We start from the raw sequence: 21,542 nt of genomic DNA on the forward strand, positions 1-21,542 counted from the left end.
TACTTAAAGGAAAGTTGTTAAAAAATTAACCTGCAATTGTGGAGGGGATATTATGGGGATTATTAAAGCTACTTTAGATGCTGTAAGAGGCGGTCTAGCGGATCAATGGTTGGAAGTTATCGAGCCTCAGGCTATGAGTGATACAACAGTTATGTCAGTAGGTGTTAAAGTTAGAGCAAAGGATAAAAGGAACAGTAATTTCAAAGGCACAGACACAACAGTTTCTAACGGCTCCATTATTCATGTTTACCCAAATCAATTTATGATGTTGGTGGATGGCGGAAAAATTATTGATTATACTGCCGAGGAAGGGTATTACAAAGTTGAAAATTCTTCGATGCCGTCATTGTTTAATGGTGAATTTGGAGAAGCGTTATATGAAACGTTTAACAGAATAAAATTTGGCGGAGTGCCATCTTCTGCCCAAAAAGTTTATTTTATAAATCTTCAGGAGATCAAAGGGATCAAGTTTGGTACTCGAAATCCAATTAATTACTTTGATAATTTTTATAATGCTGAATTATTTTTGAGAACGCACGGAACGTACTCGATAAAAATTGTGGACCCACTTAAATTTTTTGTGGAAGCAATTCCACGAAATAAATCCATTGTTGATATAACCGAAATCAATGAACAGTATCTGTCTGAATTTATGAATGCGCTGCAAACAGCTATTAATCAAATGTCAAGCAACGGCATTCGAATTTCATTTGTTCCTTCTAAGGGAATGGAACTGGCAAAATACATGTCAACCATATTAGACGAGGACTGGACACGGATGCGTGGGATGCAAGTTGAGTCAGTCGGAATCAATAGCATTTCTTATGATGAACAATCTCAAAAGCTTATCAATATGAGAAACCAAGGTGCTATGCTGCAAGACCCAACAGTAAGAGAAGGCTTTGTACAAGGCGCGATAGCGAGGGGATTAGAAGCTGCTGGTTCAAATGAAGGTGGGGCTATGCAAGGATTCTTAGGTATTGGTATGGGTATGCAAGGTGCAGGCGGTTTTATGGGAGCGGCCTCAGAAGCAAATAGATACCAAATGCAACAACAAGCACAACAAAACCTACAAAAACAACAGCCTGTAAGTGCTCCATCTGAACAGTGGAAGTGTAAGTGCGGACATAGTAACACGGGCCGTTTCTGTTCAGAATGTGGTTCACCAAAGCAAACACCAGAGCAAGAAACTTGGAACTGTCAATGTGGGCATCAGAATCATGGGAAGTTTTGTGCAAACTGCGGTAGGAAACGACCTGATGATGATGGCAAATTAAAATGTAAGAGTTGTGGATTTACACTATTTTCTAATGAAACCGTGAAATTCTGTCCTGAATGCGGAAATAAGTTTTAACGATGAAACCCTACATTTGCTAAACCAACAATGAATGAGGTGGTCAGCTTGGAAGTAGTTGTTTACAAGTGTATTAATTGCGGTGGGCCTCTTGTCTTTAAGGCAGATACACAAAACTGGATATGTGATTATTGTTTAAGTGAATTTACCGAACAGGAAGTTAAGGCTTTTATTAATAATGAGCAATCGAACTATGAGTCTACGATGAGTGGCGAGTCCCTACAGGAAAAGAAACAGCTCGATCAAGAATTTGAAGAAAAAGCGGTCGGGTTTATTTGTAATAGTTGTGGGGCGGAAATCGTGACGGATGACACAACAGCGGCAACCTTTTGTTATTATTGCCATAACCCGACCATCATTCCTAGGCGTTTGGAAGGTGAATTTAGACCAAAGAAAGTCATTCCGTTTAAGTTAGATCGTGAGAAAGCCACAGAACGATTTGTCAACTGGTGTAAAAGAAAACCGCTTCTGCCTAAATATTTTACATCCACCTCACAGCTTGAGAAGTTAACAGGGATTTATGTTCCATTTTGGCTATTTGATTGTAATTCCAATGGGGAAGTTGCTGGTGAAGCAACGAAGGTCCGGGTTTACACTAGGGGCGATACCCGATATACGGAAACCAGATTTTATCATGTCAAAAGAGAGGGCAAGGCCGGTTTTAAAGCTGTACCAGCGGATGGATCGAAAAAAATGGATGATGAACTCATGACCATTCTAGAACCCTACGATTATCAGGATTTAACTGATTTTTCAATGTCCTATTTATCTGGTTATTTAGCAGAAAAATATGATATGGACCAAAACGATGTATACGGTAGAGTTTCCGATGTTATCCGAAAAAATATGGGTTCATTACTTCGTGAAACGATTCAGGGTTATAGCTCCGTACGTATACAGCATTCAAATGTTCAGTTAAAAGAGGTCGATGCAACGTATGTTTTATTGCCGGTTTGGGTATTTACGTACCAATTTAAAGGGAAGACCTATCTTTTTGCGATGAATGGACAGACAGGAAAAATTGCTGGGCGCTTGCCGATTAGTATGGGAAGAGCTGCATCATGGTTTGGCATGATATCAGGTGCTACTTTTGCCGTTCTTTCGTTAGGGGGGCTTTTCCTATGGTGATTTTAAAAAGGTCGCTCCTTATAATACCGGTTATCATGCTAATAATTTTAATAGTAGGAACCAGTGTATTCGCTACGGAAAACAAAGTTTACGATTTTGCTAGTTTGTTCACCGATATTCAAAAAGAACAGCTGCAAGAAAAGGCAACCTTGCTTAGTGAGCAATTAGAGATGGATATTATCATTGTTACAATCAATGATGATGAAGGAAAATCATCAAGACAATTTGCAGATGATTTCTACAAGGAACATGGTTTTGGATTTGCGGGAACGTCTGACGGTATTTTGTATCTTCTTAATATGGATAGCCGTGAAGTTTATATTTTTACAAGAGACCGAATCGTGGATTATTTTCCAGATGCGACAATTGAAGCAACGCTTGATGAGTTTTATCCATATTTGGGTGAAGGAAAATATAGTGAAAGTGCGGATGTTTTTTTAGATGAAGTGGAAAAAGTAATGCATGAGGGACTACCTATTAGTGCGGGAAACGGGCCATCAACAAGCCAAATTCCTAGCACAACGGTTGAAACTGTTCATACAACAAGTGATTCGGAGTTGATAAAAGAACTCACCCTTTATTTACTTATATCCATTGGGCTAGGTGCTGTTACAGTTGGTATTATGGCTATGAATAATCGTGGCCGCTCAACAGTCAATGCAAGAACATATTTAGAAAATAACTCCTTTGTTGTTACGAATACGGAAGATCAATACGTTCGTACAATGGTGACCCAACAAAAAATACAAAGGAATACAGGCAGCGGTGGAAGTTCGGGATCCTCTTTTGGTTCTGGTGGCGGTCGATCCGGTGGTGGCGGAAGGAAGTTTTAACGGCAGATAGTGAGAATCGATCTGAGTGAATGGTTTCTGAAACTAGGGCCGTTCGATGACGGATAATTTGCTTTTATCCGCACCAAATGGAGTTCAAGCCTCGTTTGATGCAAGATAATTTGAAATTATCTGCATGAAAGCGAAAAATGATTTCCAAGAATCGAGTTAGGTGTGAAAAATGGGAAACAATGTGAATAAATGATAAGTGATTCCTATAAATTGCTATTTCTCGTAAACTATGCCTATACTAATATATAGAAATCAAATAATTAATAATTCGACTAGGGGAGCATGAAAATGCTGAGAGAGATATGATCGACCCTTTGAACCTGATCTAGGTAACACTAGCGTAGGGAAGTGGAACTGGAACTGGCATTTTATGTGGACTATTATGTCTGTTTACCTAACCCATCTCTATTAAACTAGTGATGGGTTTTTGTATTTTATCGCTCCCAATGTTAAAGAGGTGAGAACATTCCATCAAATATTTTAGTAATGTTATATCGGAAACTGTCTTAAATAGAAAGGGGATAATATTTTGACGAACTTATTTACGGATCGATTATGGAACCGAATAGAGCCGATTTGGAAGTCATATTTGGAGCATCCTTTTGTGAAAGGGCTTGGAGAGGGCTGGTTAGAGAAGGATAAATTCAAGCATTATATGAAGCAGGACTATGTTTACTTAATTGAATATTGTCGACTTTTTGCTTTGGGAAGTGCTAAAGCACAGGACTTAAAAACGATGACTATATTCGCGAAACTTCTTCATGGCACGTTGGATATGGAAATGGAACTTCATCGTCAATATGCCGCTCGATTCGGAATTTCTCATGATGAGCTGGAAGCAACGGAGGCAGGCGCTACAACAACAGCTTATACAAGCTACATGCTAAACATAGCACAACTTGGAGGAATTGAAAATGTAGTCGCATCTGTCCTTGCATGCGCTTGGAGTTATAGCTTTATCGGTAAAGAACTAGCATCATGGCCGGGAGCAATCGATCATGAATTCTATGGTGAATGGGTAAAAATGTATTCATCCGATGAATTTACTGAATTAGCTGAGGATTGTATGAATCTGATAAACGAAATGGCGGAGGGAAAACCAGAACGAGAATTAGCTAAACTGGAGGAGATTGTAGTTAAAACAAGCTACTTCGAATATATGTTTTGGGATATGGCGGAGAAACAAGAGGAATGGCCCGTTAAACTATATACACAAAGCAGGCTTATAAAACCGATGTGAAATGGGAATAATAGGGAACATAGTAAGAATACTACAGATTGTCTAGGGTTAATCATTGAAAGAAGCGCCTAGGTACGTTATGCTTAGTATAGAAATAAGAATTTTTAAGAAAAAATAGAATAGTTATAATGCAGTAAAAAAGAGGATGCACCAATATAATTCCTTATCGTGCATCCTCTTTAGCTTATGGTCAACAGATGTTTAATAGGAGGATTATTATAATGAATACTAAAATTAGAAAAGTAAAATTCAACAAAGAAGGAAAGAATCCCGTTTACAAGGTAATTCTTGAGTGTCCTGAAGGAAAAGAATTATATACACACTTTGATTATATCCTTGAAACCAATACATATTCGGTATTAAAAGTAAAATATGATGGGCTTGATAAAGATGCAAAGCTTGCTTGGTATACTAAAGATGTTGAAAAGCTTCCCGTTGATAAATTCTTAGATAAAGTAAGCCAAAAGATCAATAAAAAATATGGTTATGTATTAGAAAGTAAAAACTAGTTTACATAAAATTTTTATGGTTAAAATTGAAGCTTAAATGTCGAAGTGCCTGGCACTTCGACATTATTTTGTCAGGGGAAAACCCCATCAATCAATTTTTGAGTCAATTTTGGATGTATCTGCACTTTCTCCAAACCATTCTTGTAATTTTGCTTTTGCTTTATTTTTAATATCCTCATCAATATATATTGCCACTTGCACTAATGCCAATCCAACTGCACTCAAATCATCGGTATACCCTACTCCTATCAGAGCATCTGGAATTAAGTCGATTGGAAGAATGAAATACCCTAATGCTCCAATAATCGTTGCCTTTGCCTTTACTGGAACCTCTGGTTTTTGAAGTGTGAAGTATAGTAGCAATACAATATACACAACAGATGAACCAGCTTTTTTAGCAAAAACCTTTAACTTTTGCCAAAATTTTTTATCAGAGAAATGTTCGGATGCAAATAATTTCATGTTGTTTCCTCCAATAGTTTCTAGTACTCACATCATAATATATCTTAATAAATAAAGGTAACAAAAAGGTAAAAGTTATTACACGTCGAAAAATCCCGACAGGTTTTGTCTGTTATTGACGCACGTATTTTATTGTATTTCCTATTGCCCTATGGTTTAATTAACCATATTGATATTTTATAAGAATTCTACAAAAAATAAACTTTACTAGAATATATGAATAGGAGGTTGATATAGAGGTCGACGGAAAATACATATCTGTAGAAATCATACGTAATCACTTTGGCATTTTAATTTATTATCTAAAATAATTCATAATGAGGAGTTATTAAAATGGTTATTCAAAATTTAGTTAATACGAAACAATATTTTGTAAATGAAACAAAAATGAACTATTTTGTGGTTTATGAAAAATTCGAAAAAGTTAAGGCCTTTATTAAGGATAAATATATAGAAGAATGGAATGCTGGAACAGAGGAACTTATACATATTTTTTATGCTAATAGTAAATCTGATTCCGTACGAAGTCTTCGAAGTTTCAAACTTAATCAAGAGAAGATGTCGATTGAGGATACACTTCAGACTATAAAGCAAGAACATAAAGAGATTTTCAAATAATCTAGAAAAAATAAGCCAAGGGTATCTTTGGCTTATTTTTTATGAATAGATATTATGCTCTGTCCTAATGCCATTTCTGGTATACTATTTTTATATGATGAAACATATATTCTTATTTTCAAACTAGTTGGTGATTTAATGTTAAATGATGTTCATATATCTGTGCGTGGTCTTGTTGAATATGTATACCGGGGCGGTAGTATCGATTCGCGTTTTCTCTCCCAGCCTACTTTACTAGAAGGGACAAGGATTCACCAAAAAATCCAAAAAACCTATCGAGAAACGGATCGGGCCGAAGTTTATTTGCATACGGAAATACCTTATAACGGTCTTACCTTTATCATTGATGGTCGATGTGATGGGCTTTTGTTTCATGATGATGAAGTAATTGTGGACGAAATTAAGTCTTATTCTCTCCCGCCCAGCCAACTACCTGAGGAAGGGTACCCAGTTCACTGGGCACAAGCGAAAATGTATGCGTATATATATTCGAAGGACCAGAGGTTAACGGAGATTGCTGCTCAACTTACCTATGTCCATGTTGAATCGGAAGAATGCATAATCTATAAAAAGAACTTCACTTTTTCCGAATTAGAGCATTTTGCTCATCAAATGGTGGAAGGCTTCACACCATATGCTGGTCTTCAGCAAAAGCATCGCACCAGCAGGAATGAAAGTATTAAAGCCTTAGATTTCCCGTTTGATAGCTACCGACCGGGTCAGCGGAAATTAGCGGGAGCGGTCTATAAGACGATCCTGGATGAAAAAAGCCTGTTTACAAAAGCTCCAACTGGTATCGGTAAAACAATATCTACTCTGTTTCCAGCCGTTAAGGCAATCGGAGAGGGCCACCTCAATCGTATTTTTTACCTTACCGCAAAAACGATTACCCGGACAGCGGCAGAGGATGCGGTTAACCGGATGCAATCCAGCGGATTAGATCTTAAAAGTATTACAATCACGGCCAAAGATAAGGTTTGCTTTAAGGATAAAACGATTTGCCAAAAGGATTATTGTGAGTACGCCAATGGGTATTACGACAGGATTAATCAATCCATTCTAGATATTCTAAGCCATGAAAAAGCGATTACCCGTGAAGTGTTGGAGAAATATTCGCATAAGCATAGGGTTTGTCCATTTGAATTCTCGATTGACCTTGCCTATGAAGTGGATGCTGTCATTTGTGACTACAATTATATTTTTGACCCAAGGGTATCATTAAAACGCTTACTCGGAGAGCAAAAGAAGAATACAGCTTTATTAATTGATGAGGCACATAATTTGGTTGACCGTGGTCGGGACATGTTTTCCGCCTCTTTAAATAAAAGGACTTTTCTTCAATTAAAAAAGGATTATAAGGAAAAAGGGAGCCTAGTTTCTGAGTTTGCTAAGCAAATCAATGCCTGGTTCATTGCTTTGAAAAAGTCGAAAGAAGGAATGTGTGAATTTGTCCTGGATGCATTGGATTCTGATTTAAAGACTCTGCTTTATTCTTTTGTAAAAGCATGTGAAGGGGGACTACAAACAGAATTCTCTGAAGACCTTTTGGATGCGTATTTCAATGTGAAAAACTTTTTAAAAATTGCGGAACTTCTTGATGATTCCTATATCATTTACGGCGAGCAGGGAAAAAATGATCTATATATCAAATTGTTTTGCATCAATCCAGCTAAGCTTCTTCAGCAGATGGGGAAGGGGTATCGTGCTAAAATCTTATTCTCAGCGACACTTTCTCCACTGCCGTATTATCGGGATATACTTGGCGGTCAAAAAGAGGATTATGTACAGTCACTACCGTCACTATTTTCAAGGGAACAAACGGAGGTCATCATCAAACCATTGTCAACCCGTTATCGGGACCGTGATCGCACAAAGGCTGCCATTGTATCGTTTGTCCAATCACTGCTTGAAAAACGTCCGGGTAATTATTTAATCTTTTTTCCTTCCTATCAGTATATGATGACAGTCTATGACCTGTTTAAAGAATTGGACCCGGAAACCAATACACTTCTTCAAAGTACAGGGATGATCGAAGAGGAAAGAGAAGCGTTTCTGGAAGCTTTTAAGCCTAATCAAGGGGAAACATTGTTGGGTTTTGCGGTCCTTGGTGGTATCTTTTCCGAGGGGATCGATTTAATAGGCAACCGTTTGAACGGAGTAGTGGTTTTGGGAGTTGGATTGCCGCAGCTTTGTTTTGAAGTGAACTTGATAAAGGATTATTTTGACAAACAGGGAAAAAATGGCTACAACTATGCATATGTCTATCCCGGTATAAATAAGGTGCTGCAAGCAGGAGGTAGACTGATCCGTTCAGAAAATGACCGAGGAACGATCGCCCTTATTGATGACCGCTTTTTACAAAAACAATATCAGCAATTATTGCCGGAGGAATGGAAGGAGCGTGTATGAGATTATGACAAGAATAACGTTGGTTGGCATTGGAAGACTAGGTAGCTCCCTAATGAAACAGTGGGATCAGACCAATGAAGAAATAGGTGTTTTTCATCCGTCTGAGGAAAAGGTAAAAGGTTTTATTTCCAATTATAAGAACGGTACCCCTGTATCAATAAAAGGGTTACCCAATACGAATACGATTATTATGGCTTTGCCTGCAACTAGGATAGCCGACTTTCTTAAGCAAAATCATCATTCCCAAGTTACCTTCGTAAACATGGCAACTGCCTTGAAAACGTCAGATCTCCAAAAAGAATTCCCTGAATTACAAATTGTTAGTATGAAGTTTGTAGGGCATTCCGTGGACCTTTTCAAAAATGGAGAAGGTTATTTCATTACGGAACAACAATCTCCTGATGATATCGTAGATCTATTTACCAGAATCGGAGAGGTTAGGAAGGGCGACCCTGAAATTGTCAATGAAATCAACAAGTTGGCTACTTATTATGGTATAAAAGCGGCAGTAGAATTAGAGAACGAGCTCAAACTAAAAAATTATGACCAATCTTTAATTAATCGTGCTCTTTCAGCGATTACACCAGAAGTAATTAAGTCTTACCAAAGGAAGGATCTCGGTCATTTTGCTCAAAGTGTTGCTGATGAGGTTAAGGAATCATTTAAAAGATGACTATTTTTAAGGTATTTTTTACTTGAGATAATATTAAATCCACATTCTTCTATTAAAACCTCTGGATTCCTGTTAAGATGGCAGTCATTAGCAATATGTTTCCAAGCTGGTGTTAAAAGATGCTGTAATCCTGCACAAAATGGCTGTTCCATTTTTATATGCTCTAAAACTAGTAATTTTCCGTTTGGTTTAAGAACTCTTTTGCATTCTTGTAATACTCGCTCCATATTATCAACCGAGCAGAGAACGAGTGTTATCACAATTGTATCAAAATGGTTATTGGGAAAGGGTAAGTGCTCAGCTTTATTATACTATAATAGGAGAGAACATTTAAATAATATAGAAAGCAGTAAAGATAAGAGGGAGCAAATGACAACAACCAAAACTTATATAAAAGAATGGCAGCAAGCACTGCATCAAGAGATAAATTACTTAAAAAAGTTTGGCGGAAGCCGATATTCAGTGACAAATGGCAGGCTGTTATCAAATGACGGCACTTATAGCTATTATTTTGATACAGCTTTCTTATTAAAGATACCAGTTGGTTCCTCTATAAAATTGGAGTGGGGAACGATGAAAAGTACTGGCAGAATGCTTTCCTCCGAGGGAAGGGGAGTCATTCTGGCAATAGAACAGAACTTTGGCGATCTTATTCAGGATGCGTTTCTTCTGCATGACCCTTGGGAACTGTTGGAGCAATTAATAGAGCGCTTGGATGAAATCAAAAAAAGCAAACAAAAGCGGCTTAGAGTGAAAAGATTGATGAATCCTTCCATGGAAACTAAGCATCCTGTAGCAAAAATTAAAAGTAATGTCCATGAACTAGTTTTGCGGTCCAAATATAATCCGGTCACATTTGTCTGGGGACCGCCGGGTACCGGGAAAACCTACACCTTGGCTAGAACAGCTGCTAACAAATATATTCAGAACAAAAAGGTGTTGATATTGTCACATAGCAATCAAGCTGTCGATGTATTGATGGGTGAACTTACTGATTTTATTAAAAAGAAAAAAAGATTTCAAGAAGGGGATGTGCTCCGCTATGGTGGAAACATCGGGGATACTCTATCTACCCATCAGGAGATTACCACAAATCTGCTTATTGAAAAGCAGGACCCGCTCCTTGCCAAGGATAGAGATAGACTAATGGAAGATAGGCGCCACTTAAAGCAGGATTTAGCCTATTCCTTCAGTAAACGAGATTCGGATCACTTGCTAGAACTAGAGATAAAGATTGCAAGGGTTCTGGAAAAAGTAAGGGAAAAAGAAGTTGAATTAGTGAAAGATGCGTTAATTATTGGAACGACACTGGCAAAAGCGGCTAGTGACAGTGCTGTTTATGAACGAGAATATGACGTCGTCATCATTGATGAAGCAAGTATGGCCTATGTACCACAGGTAGCTTTTGCAGGAGCTTTGGGAAAGCGAGTTATTATTTGCGGGGACTTCAAGCAATTGCCTCCGATTGCTTCGAGCAGGGACATATTTGTGGCCAAATGGCTAAAAGAGGATGTATTCCATCATGCTGGGATGGTGGATTGGTTGCATGAAGGGAAGCTTCACCCGCAGCTTTTTTTACTAAAAGAACAGAGGAGGATGCACCCTGATATTTCTGAATTTACAAATCGGTACATTTACCAATCACTGGTTGGAGATCACGAAAGTGTCAATAAAAGCAGAAATAAGATCGTAAGTCAAACTCCTTTTAAAGACCATGCTGCTGTCCTGCTGGATACCAGTTTCACAGGCTTGCATTGTATGAATGATAAAAGCACCAATTCCAGATTCAACCTCTGGCAATTGTTGCTGTCTTTTCAATTAATGAATGAAGCATACGCAAGTGGAGCTAAATCGATTGGATATGTGACACCATACCGAGCCCAAGCGAATCTTATGGAACTGCTTCTTGAAGAAATTTATGAGAAAGAGCGCAGCCACGCGGATATTATTGCGGCCACTGTCCACCGATTCCAGGGAAGTGAACGGGATGTGATGATATTTGATACAGTAGACTGTGACCCGCAAGACCGGGTAGGTATGCTGTTAATCGGCAAGGACAGTGAACGTCTGATTAATGTAGCGATTACTAGAACGAAGGGGAAATTTATTCACGTCAGTAACAGAAATTTTATCGAAAAGCACATTTACCAAGGAAAAACGCTACGACAACTCGTTGACCATCAGGTCCGGAACAAACAAGGGGTTACAACAAAAGATATTGGTTCATGGATTCGAAACCAACACTCTAAGTTAAGGTGGATTCATGCACGAAAATTGGAGGGGGTTTTTCAGGACCTGCAATCGGCAAAGTCATCGATTACTATCTCCTTGCCGATGGGAACCAACTTACAGGAAGAATGGAAAAAGCAGTTACTAAATAAAGAAAAACGAGTAAAATTAACTATTATTTCCGATCGCTTTCCGTTTCCGTTTGTAATGATTGATGAGAAGGTTTTGTGGCTGGGACTTCCACTTGAAGGAGCCAGAGGGGTTCAGTCCCCTTATGTAGCAGCAAGACTAAGTTCAAGCCAAGTTTGTGAATACTTGTTAAAACAGATTTAGATGGGTCACGGGGTCGGGAACTGTGTCCCGTTTTGTGACAGAGAATACATAATTATAGGTCCACTCCTAATAAATGTTAAATATATTGTATTTAACAAATATTTTGAACGGGGTGGATAAATGTATTTTTTAAGATCAATTTCAGATGATATTCAGGTTGCCCAATTACAGTTTCGTAATCTTACAAAAACAAGGATGCTTGTTTTAGGAGCTTTTCTCGCTTGTCTTGCTGCTGTACTTCAGGCAGCGGGTGGTTTTCTGCCAGGGATTGGATACTTTATCAGCCCATTTGCCACTTTACCGATTCTGATCTGCGCTATGTTTTCGCTTCCGGTTGGTGTGATGTCCTATTTTCTTACTATTCTGTTGTTATTTATTTTGGTACCTAGTGAACTAAACGTGTTTCCTTTTACAACTGGGTTGTTAGGAATAGGAATAGGAGCAGCTTTTTCCTTTTTCAAGAAACGAGTAAGTATTATTTTTGTTGGTGCCATTCTCTTAACGACAGGTATTATTAGTTTACTCTATATTTTCCGCTTCCCTGTTCTTGGTCCAGCTGTATCCTATTCCTTTTCATACCTTACTACAGGTGGTATCTTCTTATTTGCCCTATTTTACAACTGGCTCTGGGTTGAGATTGCTCTATTCTTTTTCAAAAGATTAAGGGGCTTTATAATTTAGTGACCATCTGAATAGGATTGTCGAGTACTTGAATTAATCATTGAAGACACCGACAATTTGTCCAGGGCATATGGATAAATGTGTTGAACTATCTAAAAGGGGGGTGTTTTATGGCTAAGAACGATGTACAACCATTTTGCGCACAAATAATGGATAAAGCACCTCTGTTTGTAGCAGAAGCTTACGACAATATCGAAAAGAAAATGAAAGATATTCATCTAGAAAGTTTTCGTGGGAAATGGGTGATCTTATTTTTTTATCCGAGTGATTTTACATTAGTTTGACCGACGGAGTTGGCAGCGGTCGCTGCTATTTATGATCAACTGAAAGTCTTAAATACTGAAGTGCTGGCCATAAGTACGGATAGTGTATTTTCTCATAAAATTTTTACCGAGGTTTCTCCAACTGTTTCTAAGATAAAGTTTCCGCTGCTAAGTGACAGAACACAAGAAATAAGTAGAGCATATCGAGTGTTAGATGAGAAAACTGGTGCAGCATTCAGAGCAACAATCATTATAGATCCAGAAGGAATGATGATTGCCGAATTTGTTAATCCTCCGGATGTCGGGAGAAATATTTTCGAAATAGTAAGGATCATTCAAGGTCTGCAATATAATAGAAAGACTGGGGAGGTTGTTCCGGCAAATTGGGTACCGGGTCAATCGGGAATTACAAGAGATACAAAGTACATTGGTAGAATTTAAAGTTTAATTGAATATGATGGGCTTTCACCAAAACAGTTGGGTTTGTTTTAATAGGAGGATCAACATAGGGACGGTTCTTGAATGGTACCGGAAAAAATCGGGACTATTTCAGTGTCTAGAACCGTCACCGTAATTCTCATTTAACTCGATATAGTACAACATAGCCGTTCTCTCTAGCAATAAATTTGCGGTCCTTTTCTTTTTTATTCAGCACTTTCTGAAGTTTAAAAAGAGAAGCTTCTTTTGCGTTTTCTGGGGTACTACCATAATTGTAAGCGGTTACACTTTTGATCGTAGAAGAAACAATGTACCTGTCATCGTCAAGCCAAATTCGGTGCCTTACTTTTCCATTATGATACCAAAATGAATTCCAAATTTTCCTAACCATTACGATAATCACCTCGTTTTTTAAACTATATTTATAATATACTGTGTTTATTCTTTTAATACCAGTTTTATTTTTTGAAAATACAAAATTTTATGTGATAACTAAAACATGTGGAATGCTGAATCTCCATTAATGAGTCACCGTACTAATAGAAAATTTCAAATCATATTCTTATACGAGGAACAGCATAAAGGGGTGTGAAGTTAATTGGTGAAAGTTAAAGTTCGTTTACAGCCCATTGTTAGTCATATCAATTTACCAACTGTTTTGAAAACAACTATACTTCCAGGTGACTCATTTGAAAGATTATTTATTGCAACTCAGGTAGGGGAGATCTTTTATGTAGGAAATGGGATGATAAAAACTTTTTTAGATATTCGCTCGCGAATTATAAAACTAGGTACATCTGAACCAGGTGTTTCTCGTGGTGGATATGATGAACGGGGATTGATTGGACTAGCGTTCCATCCCCAGTTTTATTATAACGGTCTGTTTTATCTTCATTATTCAGTAGCTGGAACACAAGGTCCAGGTGCCCTTACCGAACGCTTTACCCCTAATCCGTGTGATCCCAAAACGTTAAATCTGAGGTGGATAAATAGAGAAACTCAATATGATCATATTGATACAGTTGAAGAATGGATTTTACAATCGAATGGTCAACCTCAAAAACGACGAACATTACTTAACTTAAGAAGGCCATTTTTTAATCATAACGGCGTTAATAGCTTGAATTTTTCACCTGAAACAGGAAAAATGGTTTTAACAACAGGAGATGGTGGATCGGGCTATGATCCATTTAATTTAAGCCAGGATGATATGGAAATAGCCGGTAAAATAATTGAAATTGATGTAGATAAGATGCCATATATTCAAAATCCACCTGTTGTCACACGTTTTGAAGAACTCCCTGTACCTATTCAAGAAACGCTTACGGTAATTGCCAAAGGGGTTCGTAACATACCTGGTATATCATTTCAAAGGTTTCAAAATGGGTACATCAAATATGTGGGAAATGTCGGACAGGATTTGGTCGAGTCGATTTTCTCATTCGCATCTTATAAACCAATACCGGTTACTCATCTTGTTCAAGCTTCCTTAACGAATTCTGTACCTGACCAAAACGGATTTATTAACTTAGGTTGGCGGGGATGGGAAGGTGCTTTCCCCACTTCAATTATAAGGGGTTGCTCTGAAGACTCGACTATGGATGAGAAAACAATTGCCTATTACAATGAGACATTGGTCACTTCCATTCAGCGTATTCCGCCTCTAATAAGTTATTTTCATAAAGACCCCCGCCCTGATAAATTTGAAGGAATTTCACTAACAGGGGTGCAAGTTTACATGGGGAATAGTATCTCCACTTTATCGGGAAACGTTGTGTTTACTGATTTTGTCCGTAGTCAAAAAACTCAAACACCAGCTAGAGGGGTTTTAGCTTACACAAGGATAAGAACAGATTGTAAACTAAATGATTTTCATGTTATTGAAACCGATTATAATTATGGAACTCAATCAGCCTATTATGTTAGTTTGGGAACAAATCAGAATCAAACCAGACTTTTTTTAGGGGTTCATGGTTCTAGAAATGTAACAGATTTTAACAAAGGTACCGTTTTTGAAATTATTCCATAATTCATAGCCTTGAAGTTTGATACTATGAACACACATACGATTTATAAAACAACGATCGAGGAAACTCTAACTATCAGCGAAACAAGTGGAAGAATAGATATAAAACAAAACCGTCGTTATTTTCAAATAGAAATAAAAAAGGCCAATCTATCTTGGAGGCTGCTCTTGAACAAAAATTATCTCTAAATTATAAGTGTAAAAAGGGTACTTGTGGAAAATGTAAAGTAATGGCAGTGAATGGTCGTAATGATCTTCAATAGACAAATAGCCTTGAGATAAAGAAATTAGACAACTTAATTGAAAGCGGATTTCGTCTTGGTTGCCAAGCAAAGATTAAGTAATGGTACAATTGTAATATTTTTGGAACATCGACACACTCACAAATGTTGAAATATCAATGTTTGTGAGTGTTTTTTAGTTACTTTTGATCGTACTATTTAATAATTGTAAAAAAAGGAGCAATGACCACCACTAATGCAAGTGTAAATACAACGATTGACCCTACTTTACTTTTTTCCTTCCATAATGTAATTGAGAATCCAGCAGTATAAAGGAATATGATAATCATCATCACATAAACAAAGATTTTCATTTTTAATCACGAACCCTTTGATAACTAGGTAATTCACTTTGTCGTCCAAATTCACCATATGTAATATCTACACTAATTTCTATTACTGCATCCGGATATGATTTCATCCAATCATATTTTTCCCATTGCGGAATGGTTAAAAAATGCTTTCGTGCAGCTAATGAAAAGCCGAATGGTTGCCCTAGAAATTCTTCTTGTGTCCTTTTAACAAGTGCAGCAATACGTTCTTGAATCCTTTTTTTCATATGCTCCTTTAATTCATCTCTTTTATCTTTATTATTGGCATAATTAACCATGCTATGGTCTGTTAAAACTTCAACCAATAAGGGAAGATTTACACGTATTTTGGGAGTTTTTTGTGTTACGTCAACTTTTATTTCAGGGTCATTTATTTGTGTATACCGGGCAGTAATCCAATAGCCCTCCATAAAAGGATCAGGAAAAGACTCTAAAAAACTAGGCATTTCCATGGCTGTATTCATTAATTCAGCAATGCGAGTTTCCTCCACGGACAATGTTCCAATCATTCTTCCTTCCTTAAAAATTGCAGAGCCTAAAAATTGTGCTGGATTAGTATTTCCGGTTACCTTTAATTTTCCCGCTATTAACTCCGGGTCAGAATTTAGTTCTGCAGTATCTTCGTCTTGCTCAGTCGTTGCATAGGCAGTTATAAAAAGATCTGCATCTGCCTCTGTTATTCGAAAGAAATTGTGGATGGTTGAATCAGGTATTAAACCTATTTTAATTGAATCCTTAAACATTATTTCAAAATATTCATGTCTTCTCGTTTCAAGTTTTGGTTTATTATTTTCGATAAATTTATTTGCCATTTCTTTTGTAATAATAAGTCTTGTATCCCTCCTAATGTCACGGTCTTTTGTAGCATCATAAATCCAACGAATAAAATCTTTGTCTTTTGCAAAATCCTCAGAAACAACAAAGAAATCTAATATATCATATGTAATAGTCTTTGCAATCACAGCATTAGCAATATTTTGAGATCGTATAAAATCCGGTGCATTAAATGTTATAGTTTCATGTGTTGGTTCCTGTGAACCTCCGCCTACCTGGGTCGATCCAGCCTCGGGATTAGAGATTAAATAGGTGACCTTAATAATGCCTTTATAACTTGTTTTATCTAATCCAATTCCTAGAACATAGGCCCTTTGATCAATTTCCTCTTGATCCCAACAACCTGTTAAAATTAAAAGAGTTGTAAATATTAGGATTGGCTTAATGGTGATTTGCTTTATCATGTTTAAACTCCCCTTTTAATTTGGCAATTAACCACATGAAGCAAGGAAATAACAGAAACACAGGGCTAGTAACTTCCAATAGCATTTCCCTTAAAGTAAAAATAGTAAAGGTAGGGGCGTCAGGTGCCATACCGATAATAACGGTAATTGTTGCGATTGTCGGGATTAGATATTCAAAGTTTTTGATATTACAAATCCTACCCAAAAAAAGTGCAATTAAATACAAATAAAAAGAAAATCGAATAAATGTGGCAACTACCCAAAATGGAAAGAAAAAGGTTTCAACGTTGGTTAAAAATCCAAGGCGAATTAAGCGTATTAATTCATGAAAAGGGTAATTCACCATATTTAAACCTTCATAATCAAATACAAATAAATAAATAAGAAAGGAAAAACAGATTAAAATCGATACGATACATAATCCGGTAATCGTCCCTTTTTTAAAAGCTTTAGCTGATACAAGATAAGGCGCGATAAGTCCCAAAAAGAAAAAATCAGCATAAATTGACACATGGGACGTACTTTCTTTGATGACCTCCCATGCACCAGGACCGAAAATAGGAAATATCAAGTGTCCATTGCCATCTTGTAGTGAAAACAATAGAGCCATAAAAATGGAAATCAAAAGGTAGAAAAGAACTAACCATGAAATAGTACCCAGATGCTCTAACCCTTTTTTTGCAATATAAGCACTAGTAGTCATTAAGACAGCAAAAATTATTAATGGTGGTGAATTGGTAAAGTACATTGTACTAATAATATCAACATAAACCGCAGAATCGACGATTAGAGCACAAATACCGAGAAGTAACAAAATCGTAGATAAGCTGTTGCCAATATATTTTCCAAATAAATGAATGATACAATCATGCAAATTTTTATTTTTATATAATGTAATAACCTTAATCATTAGATAAATTGGGATAAAAGATAAGATTCCATTTATCAGTGGTACCATCCAGTACGCACTACCTAATGGTTCAACTAAAATGGCAGGTGTATCATCTGCGAGCTTCACACCAACTACAAGCAGAATGATTGCGACATATTCTCTTATCCCAATTTTCCCAACTGTTTTCTCCATAGAGTATCTAATTCCTCTGCTTTTTGATATGATCCTTCGGTTTCACATAACCCGGACGAATCTTTTCATTCTTTAATAATTGTCTAATAATGGTGTCTTTTGATGATGGATATTTCGGTGACATTGGAGCCAAATAAGGAACACCGAATGATTTGATTGATACCATATAAGCAAGGCCCATTGTAAATAAAGATGCCATACCATATATACCAAATAATCCTGATGAGAGGATAAAGGCAAACCGAATAATTCGAATGGCGAAATTCATACTGATATCACTAATGGTGAATGAGCATAGCCCACTTAATGCAACAACAATGACGATAATTGGACTCACGATATTGGCTTGAACGGCTGCCTGACCTAGAATGAGCGCCCCGACGATTCCGATTGTCGGTCCAATTGGGCTAGGTACTCGTAACCCAGCTTCTCTAATAAGCTCAAATGCTATTTCCATCATTAAAATTTCGAAAAAGGATGGAAAGGGGACCTTTTCACGCGTTGCTGATATCGCTAATAGGAGGTCAGTTGGCACCATTTCAGAATGATAATTTGTGATAGAAACGTAAATTGCTGAAGCAAAAAGTGTAATAAATAATGCTGATACACGAAGAATTCTAATAAAATTACCATAGATAAAACGTAAATAGTGATCTTCGGGATTATGAATAAAGGCCCAAAAGGTCGCTGGTAGAATTAAAGATGCCGGTGAATTATTCATGAGTAGAACGATATACCCATCTTCCAAGAATGAAGCAGCACGGTCAGGTCTCTCCGTGTATAGAATACTTGGAAAAATAGAGGCTGGTCTTTCCTCTATATACTGTTCTAACAAGCTAAGATTTTGGATTGCATCAACCTCTAATGCACTGACCCTCTCTTTAATATTTTTAACCAGCTTATCATTTGCAAGATCCTTTATGTATAAAATATATAACTCATTTTTTGAGCGTACTGAGACTTGCGTTGTTTCTACTATAAGATTTTCATTTTTAATTTTCTTACGAATCAATGAAATATTTGTCGTTACTTTTTCATTAAATGCTTCCTTTGGTCCTTTTACAACATTTTCATTTTCAGCTTTTTCAACAGATCTACTTTGAAAATTGGAAGTCCCTATTACATATGCTTGATGATCACTATCAACAAAAAGGACTGTATTTCCTTGATTTGCACCATCCGTTACATCCTTTATTTTTTTTATCTCAGAAATTGATTGGACCTGTATAATATCTTTGATTGATTTTATAGAATTTTCATTGCGTAAAAGAGGCTCTATAATATGTTCACTGATCACCCTTACGTCAGAAATAGTTGAAATAAATAAGAGTGCAGCCTTTTTATTTAAACCATTAATAGTGAAATTATGGATTTTAACATCACTATTTTCTGGTATTGAATACATCTTTTTAATTATTGAGATATTATTTTCAAGTACAGAATCAATATTCTGATTCTTTCTTTGAATATCATCAAGTGATGATTGTTCGGGATAATCCTTTTGGTCTTGAAACTTATCCTTGTATTTTTTATATAAATGATTTAGCATATCGGCACTCCAGACCCCTTTTTACATAGTTTTCCTATTGTTTCATAATTCATACTATGTCTTGGTAATGATCAGACAGTATTGATTGCACCATTCAATAAACCCCAATAATATAAAAAGCCTAAAATACGCAAGCAGTTCAAAATGCTTTCATATTTTAGGCGTCGATTGTTCAACTGGCTTGATTCACTTTTCCACCATGGATAACCTGAAATTTTTTCTTTTAATTATTTTCAACTGGTGACACTTGATAATCCGCTTTTTTGACTGCATTGATGACAAGCCCAACGAGTCCTCCAATAATCGCTGGCAAAATCCAACCTAATCCTACCGAATACAGTGGAAGAATAGTAGTAAATAGATCATTGATGACCTGTACCTTAATGCCAGCCGCATTTAATCCATCAAATACACTTACAATACCAGTTAATAACATGCTAACTTGATAGACCGCTTTTTTGCCTTTAAATAGAGGGTGAAGGAATGTTAACACTAGTAGGCAAATAGCTAACGGATAAAGAGCGACTAAAACCGGTACTGAGATAGAAATTAATGTTGATAAACCAAAGTTTGCAATGACTGTACTAAACAATGTGAAAATGATTGCCCATCTTGTATATGAAATACTTGGTACTAATTTGTTGAAATATGCTGCACATGATGTGATCAAGCCGATACTAGTTGTTAAACAAGCAGCAATTACAATAATAGAAAGTAACGCATTTCCGTATGAACCAAAGTAATGAGCGGAAACTGCCGCAAGAATGGCACCGCCATTATCTAACATGCCTAGTTCTGAAGCACTTGTTGCCCCCATAAAGGCAAGGGAAGAATAGATTGCCGCGAGTAATCCGCCAGCAATAAGCGCAACCTTCAAACTGGAAGTCATAATTTCCTTCTTCGTAACTGCACCACTATTCTTCATTGTATTGATGATAATGATCCCAAATACAAAAGCAGCAAGTGCATCCATTGTTAAATACCCTTCTTGAAATCCTTTGAAAAAGGCATTATTTAAATAATTTTCAGTTGGTGCTTGAATTTCCCCAATTGGATTAAGGAAAACAGCAACAATAAGAACAGCAATTGATAGTAGTAATATAGGTGTTAACACTTTTCCGACAATATCAACTAATTTAGAAGATTTTAGTGAAAAGAATAAAGTAATCGCAAAAAAGACAATTGAAAAAATCAGTAAAGGTAAGGACCCTGCATTGTCTCCAAAGAAAGGTTTAATTCCGATTTCATAAGATACTGTTGCCGTTCTAGGTATTGCAAAAAGTGGGCCGATTGAAAGATAAAGCGCACATGTAAATAAAATTCCATATATAGGATGAACTCTACTTGCTAGAGATTGCAAGTCGTTTTTCCCAGAGAATCCCAATGCAAGAACGCCTAGAACTGGTAATCCAACTCCGGTTACGATAAAGCCAGCATTTGCAGCCCAAACATTTTCTCCTGCCATTTGCCCAAGCATAACAGGGAATATTAAGTTTCCAGCTCCAAAGAATAGCGCAAATAACATAAAACCTACTGAAACGACAAATGAGAATGAATTTCTTGATGCCATAAATAAGACCTCCATTAATAATAAAAAATATTCAACTATTTTAATATTGAAATAACAATATAATTATTTTATTTTTCTGATAACTGAATCGATATTATTTTGTTAGAATATTTTTTAATTTTTCATGTGATTAGAATATATCACTAATATAAAGGTTATGCAATAGATTTCTGAAAAATCGAATTATATAAAAATACCAAAAGTGACAATTTTCTGACAAGTAATCTTGGATTTTCGCTTAATGTTATTCTTTTATAGATGTTTAAATATAATAGTATTACTA

General features: G+C 36.6%; 21 protein-coding genes, 1 pseudogene and 1 riboswitch. Of the genes and pseudogenes, 14 read left to right on the top strand and 8 right to left on the bottom strand.

Annotated elements, in window-relative coordinates; all coding sequences use genetic code 11:
• The first annotated feature begins 52 nt into the window (after window positions 1–52).
• The 5 genes from P9E47_RS15395 (at window position 53) to P9E47_RS15415 (ending at window position 5,073) form a co-directional block, all read left to right on the top strand.
• Window positions 53–1,354, top strand: coding sequence for an SPFH domain-containing protein (locus P9E47_RS15395; RefSeq protein WP_003332059.1), 1,302 nt, complete (start codon window positions 53–55; stop codon window positions 1,352–1,354).
• Between the two features lie 39 nt (window positions 1,355–1,393).
• Window positions 1,394–2,482: a hypothetical protein gene (locus tag P9E47_RS15400; RefSeq protein WP_326164003.1), complete on the top strand. Its 1,089-nt coding sequence runs from the start codon at window positions 1,394–1,396 to the stop codon at window positions 2,480–2,482.
• Window positions 2,476–3,315, top strand: a complete 840-nt coding sequence (locus P9E47_RS15405; protein ID WP_326163923.1) for a TPM domain-containing protein — start codon at window positions 2,476–2,478, stop codon at window positions 3,313–3,315. The genes P9E47_RS15400 and P9E47_RS15405 overlap by 7 nt, the downstream gene beginning before the upstream one ends.
• Before the next feature lie 273 nt (window positions 3,316–3,588).
• A riboswitch (TPP riboswitch) is annotated at window positions 3,589–3,688 on the top strand.
• A 165-nt stretch (window positions 3,689–3,853) separates the two neighbouring features.
• Window positions 3,854–4,564, top strand: a complete 711-nt coding sequence (gene tenA, locus P9E47_RS15410) for a thiaminase II (RefSeq protein ID WP_326163925.1) — start codon at window positions 3,854–3,856, stop codon at window positions 4,562–4,564.
• Between the two features lie 221 nt (window positions 4,565–4,785).
• Window positions 4,786–5,073 carry a hypothetical protein gene (locus P9E47_RS15415; RefSeq protein WP_003332055.1) on the top strand — a complete coding sequence of 96 codons (288 nt, stop codon included), beginning with the start codon at window positions 4,786–4,788 and terminating at the stop codon, window positions 5,071–5,073.
• 87 nt (window positions 5,074–5,160) lie between these two features.
• On the opposite strand, the gene P9E47_RS15420 is transcribed toward P9E47_RS15415, so the two are convergent.
• The gene (locus tag P9E47_RS15420; RefSeq protein ID WP_003332054.1) at window positions 5,161–5,535 is read right to left on the bottom strand and encodes a YkvA family protein; all 375 of its coding nucleotides are present in this window, start codon (window positions 5,533–5,535) and stop codon (window positions 5,161–5,163) included.
• A 333-nt stretch (window positions 5,536–5,868) separates the two neighbouring features.
• On the opposite strand from P9E47_RS15420, the gene P9E47_RS15425 reads away from it, so the two are divergent.
• From P9E47_RS15425 to P9E47_RS15435, 3 genes are all read left to right on the top strand, one after another.
• Entirely contained in the window at window positions 5,869–6,153 is a 285-nt protein-coding gene (locus P9E47_RS15425) for a hypothetical protein (protein ID WP_003332053.1), read from the top strand.
• 138 nt (window positions 6,154–6,291) lie between these two features.
• Window positions 6,292–8,562, top strand: coding sequence for an ATP-dependent DNA helicase (locus P9E47_RS15430; protein ID WP_326164004.1), 2,271 nt, complete (start codon window positions 6,292–6,294; stop codon window positions 8,560–8,562).
• 4 nt (window positions 8,563–8,566) lie between these two features.
• Window positions 8,567–9,235, top strand: a complete 669-nt coding sequence (locus P9E47_RS15435) for an NAD(P)-binding domain-containing protein (protein ID WP_039957552.1) — start codon at window positions 8,567–8,569, stop codon at window positions 9,233–9,235.
• Here P9E47_RS15435 and P9E47_RS15440 read toward each other — a convergent pair.
• Window positions 9,193–9,528, bottom strand: a pseudogene (locus tag P9E47_RS15440) (class I SAM-dependent methyltransferase); the annotation flags it as partial. The gene P9E47_RS15435 and the pseudogene P9E47_RS15440 sit on opposite strands and share 43 nt — an antisense overlap.
• 76 nt (window positions 9,529–9,604) lie before the next feature.
• On the opposite strand from P9E47_RS15440, the gene P9E47_RS15445 reads away from it, so the two are divergent.
• The 3 genes from P9E47_RS15445 to P9E47_RS15455 all read left to right on the top strand — a co-directional run bounded on the left by P9E47_RS15445 (window position 9,605) and on the right by P9E47_RS15455 (window position 13,182).
• Window positions 9,605–11,797 (top strand): AAA domain-containing protein, encoded by a 2,193-nt coding sequence (locus P9E47_RS15445; RefSeq protein ID WP_326163926.1) that lies wholly within the window; start codon window positions 9,605–9,607, stop codon window positions 11,795–11,797.
• A 120-nt stretch (window positions 11,798–11,917) separates the two neighbouring features.
• Window positions 11,918–12,478 carry a YybS family protein gene (locus P9E47_RS15450; RefSeq protein WP_003332047.1) on the top strand — a complete coding sequence of 187 codons (561 nt, stop codon included), beginning with the start codon at window positions 11,918–11,920 and terminating at the stop codon, window positions 12,476–12,478.
• Window positions 12,479–12,588: 110 nt separating this feature from the next.
• Window positions 12,589–13,182, top strand: a complete 594-nt coding sequence (locus tag P9E47_RS15455; protein ID WP_081585713.1) for a peroxiredoxin — start codon at window positions 12,589–12,591, stop codon at window positions 13,180–13,182.
• 136 nt (window positions 13,183–13,318) lie between these two features.
• Here P9E47_RS15455 and P9E47_RS15460 read toward each other — a convergent pair whose 3' ends face one another.
• A complete protein-coding gene (locus P9E47_RS15460) occupies window positions 13,319–13,570 on the bottom strand; it encodes a hypothetical protein (protein ID WP_035194727.1) in 252 nt (83 codons plus the stop codon).
• 207 nt (window positions 13,571–13,777) lie between these two features.
• Here P9E47_RS15460 and P9E47_RS15465 point away from each other — a divergent pair, with 207 nt between their 5' ends.
• From P9E47_RS15465 to P9E47_RS22970, 3 genes are read left to right on the top strand one after another with little or no spacing between them, the layout of a single operon-like run.
• Complete coding sequence (locus P9E47_RS15465; protein WP_326163927.1) at window positions 13,778–15,208, top strand: PQQ-dependent sugar dehydrogenase; 1,431 nt, start codon at window positions 13,778–13,780, stop codon at window positions 15,206–15,208.
• A 24-nt stretch (window positions 15,209–15,232) separates the two neighbouring features.
• Complete coding sequence (locus tag P9E47_RS15470) at window positions 15,233–15,394, top strand: hypothetical protein (protein ID WP_326163928.1); 162 nt, start codon at window positions 15,233–15,235, stop codon at window positions 15,392–15,394.
• Complete coding sequence (locus tag P9E47_RS22970) at window positions 15,361–15,468, top strand: 2Fe-2S iron-sulfur cluster-binding protein (protein WP_161773177.1); 108 nt, start codon at window positions 15,361–15,363, stop codon at window positions 15,466–15,468. Before P9E47_RS15470 ends, P9E47_RS22970 begins: the two co-directional genes overlap by 34 nt.
• Window positions 15,469–15,641: 173 nt before the next feature.
• Here the strand turns inward: P9E47_RS22970 and P9E47_RS15475 are convergent, their stop codons facing one another.
• The 5 genes from P9E47_RS15475 to brnQ form a co-directional block, all read right to left on the bottom strand.
• Complete coding sequence (locus P9E47_RS15475; protein WP_326163930.1) at window positions 15,642–15,800, bottom strand: hypothetical protein; 159 nt, start codon at window positions 15,798–15,800, stop codon at window positions 15,642–15,644.
• 2 nt (window positions 15,801–15,802) lie between these two features.
• Complete coding sequence (locus P9E47_RS15480) at window positions 15,803–17,056, bottom strand: Ger(x)C family spore germination protein (protein ID WP_003332042.1); 1,254 nt, start codon at window positions 17,054–17,056, stop codon at window positions 15,803–15,805.
• Window positions 17,034–18,140 carry a GerAB/ArcD/ProY family transporter gene (locus P9E47_RS15485; protein ID WP_003332041.1) on the bottom strand — a complete coding sequence of 369 codons (1,107 nt, stop codon included), beginning with the start codon at window positions 18,138–18,140 and terminating at the stop codon, window positions 17,034–17,036. The genes P9E47_RS15480 and P9E47_RS15485 overlap by 23 nt, the downstream gene beginning before the upstream one ends.
• Before the next feature lie 7 nt (window positions 18,141–18,147).
• Window positions 18,148–19,689, bottom strand: coding sequence for a spore germination protein (locus P9E47_RS15490; RefSeq protein ID WP_035194720.1), 1,542 nt, complete (start codon window positions 19,687–19,689; stop codon window positions 18,148–18,150).
• A 223-nt stretch (window positions 19,690–19,912) separates the two neighbouring features.
• Complete coding sequence (gene brnQ, locus P9E47_RS15495) at window positions 19,913–21,259, bottom strand: branched-chain amino acid transport system II carrier protein (RefSeq protein WP_035194718.1); 1,347 nt, start codon at window positions 21,257–21,259, stop codon at window positions 19,913–19,915.
• Between the last annotated feature and the right edge of the window lie 283 nt (window positions 21,260–21,542).

Origin of the sequence: Schinkia azotoformans (assembly GCF_035811335.1) — a bacterium.
Taxonomy (GTDB): domain Bacteria; phylum Bacillota; class Bacilli; order Bacillales; family Bacillaceae_J; genus Schinkia; species Schinkia azotoformans.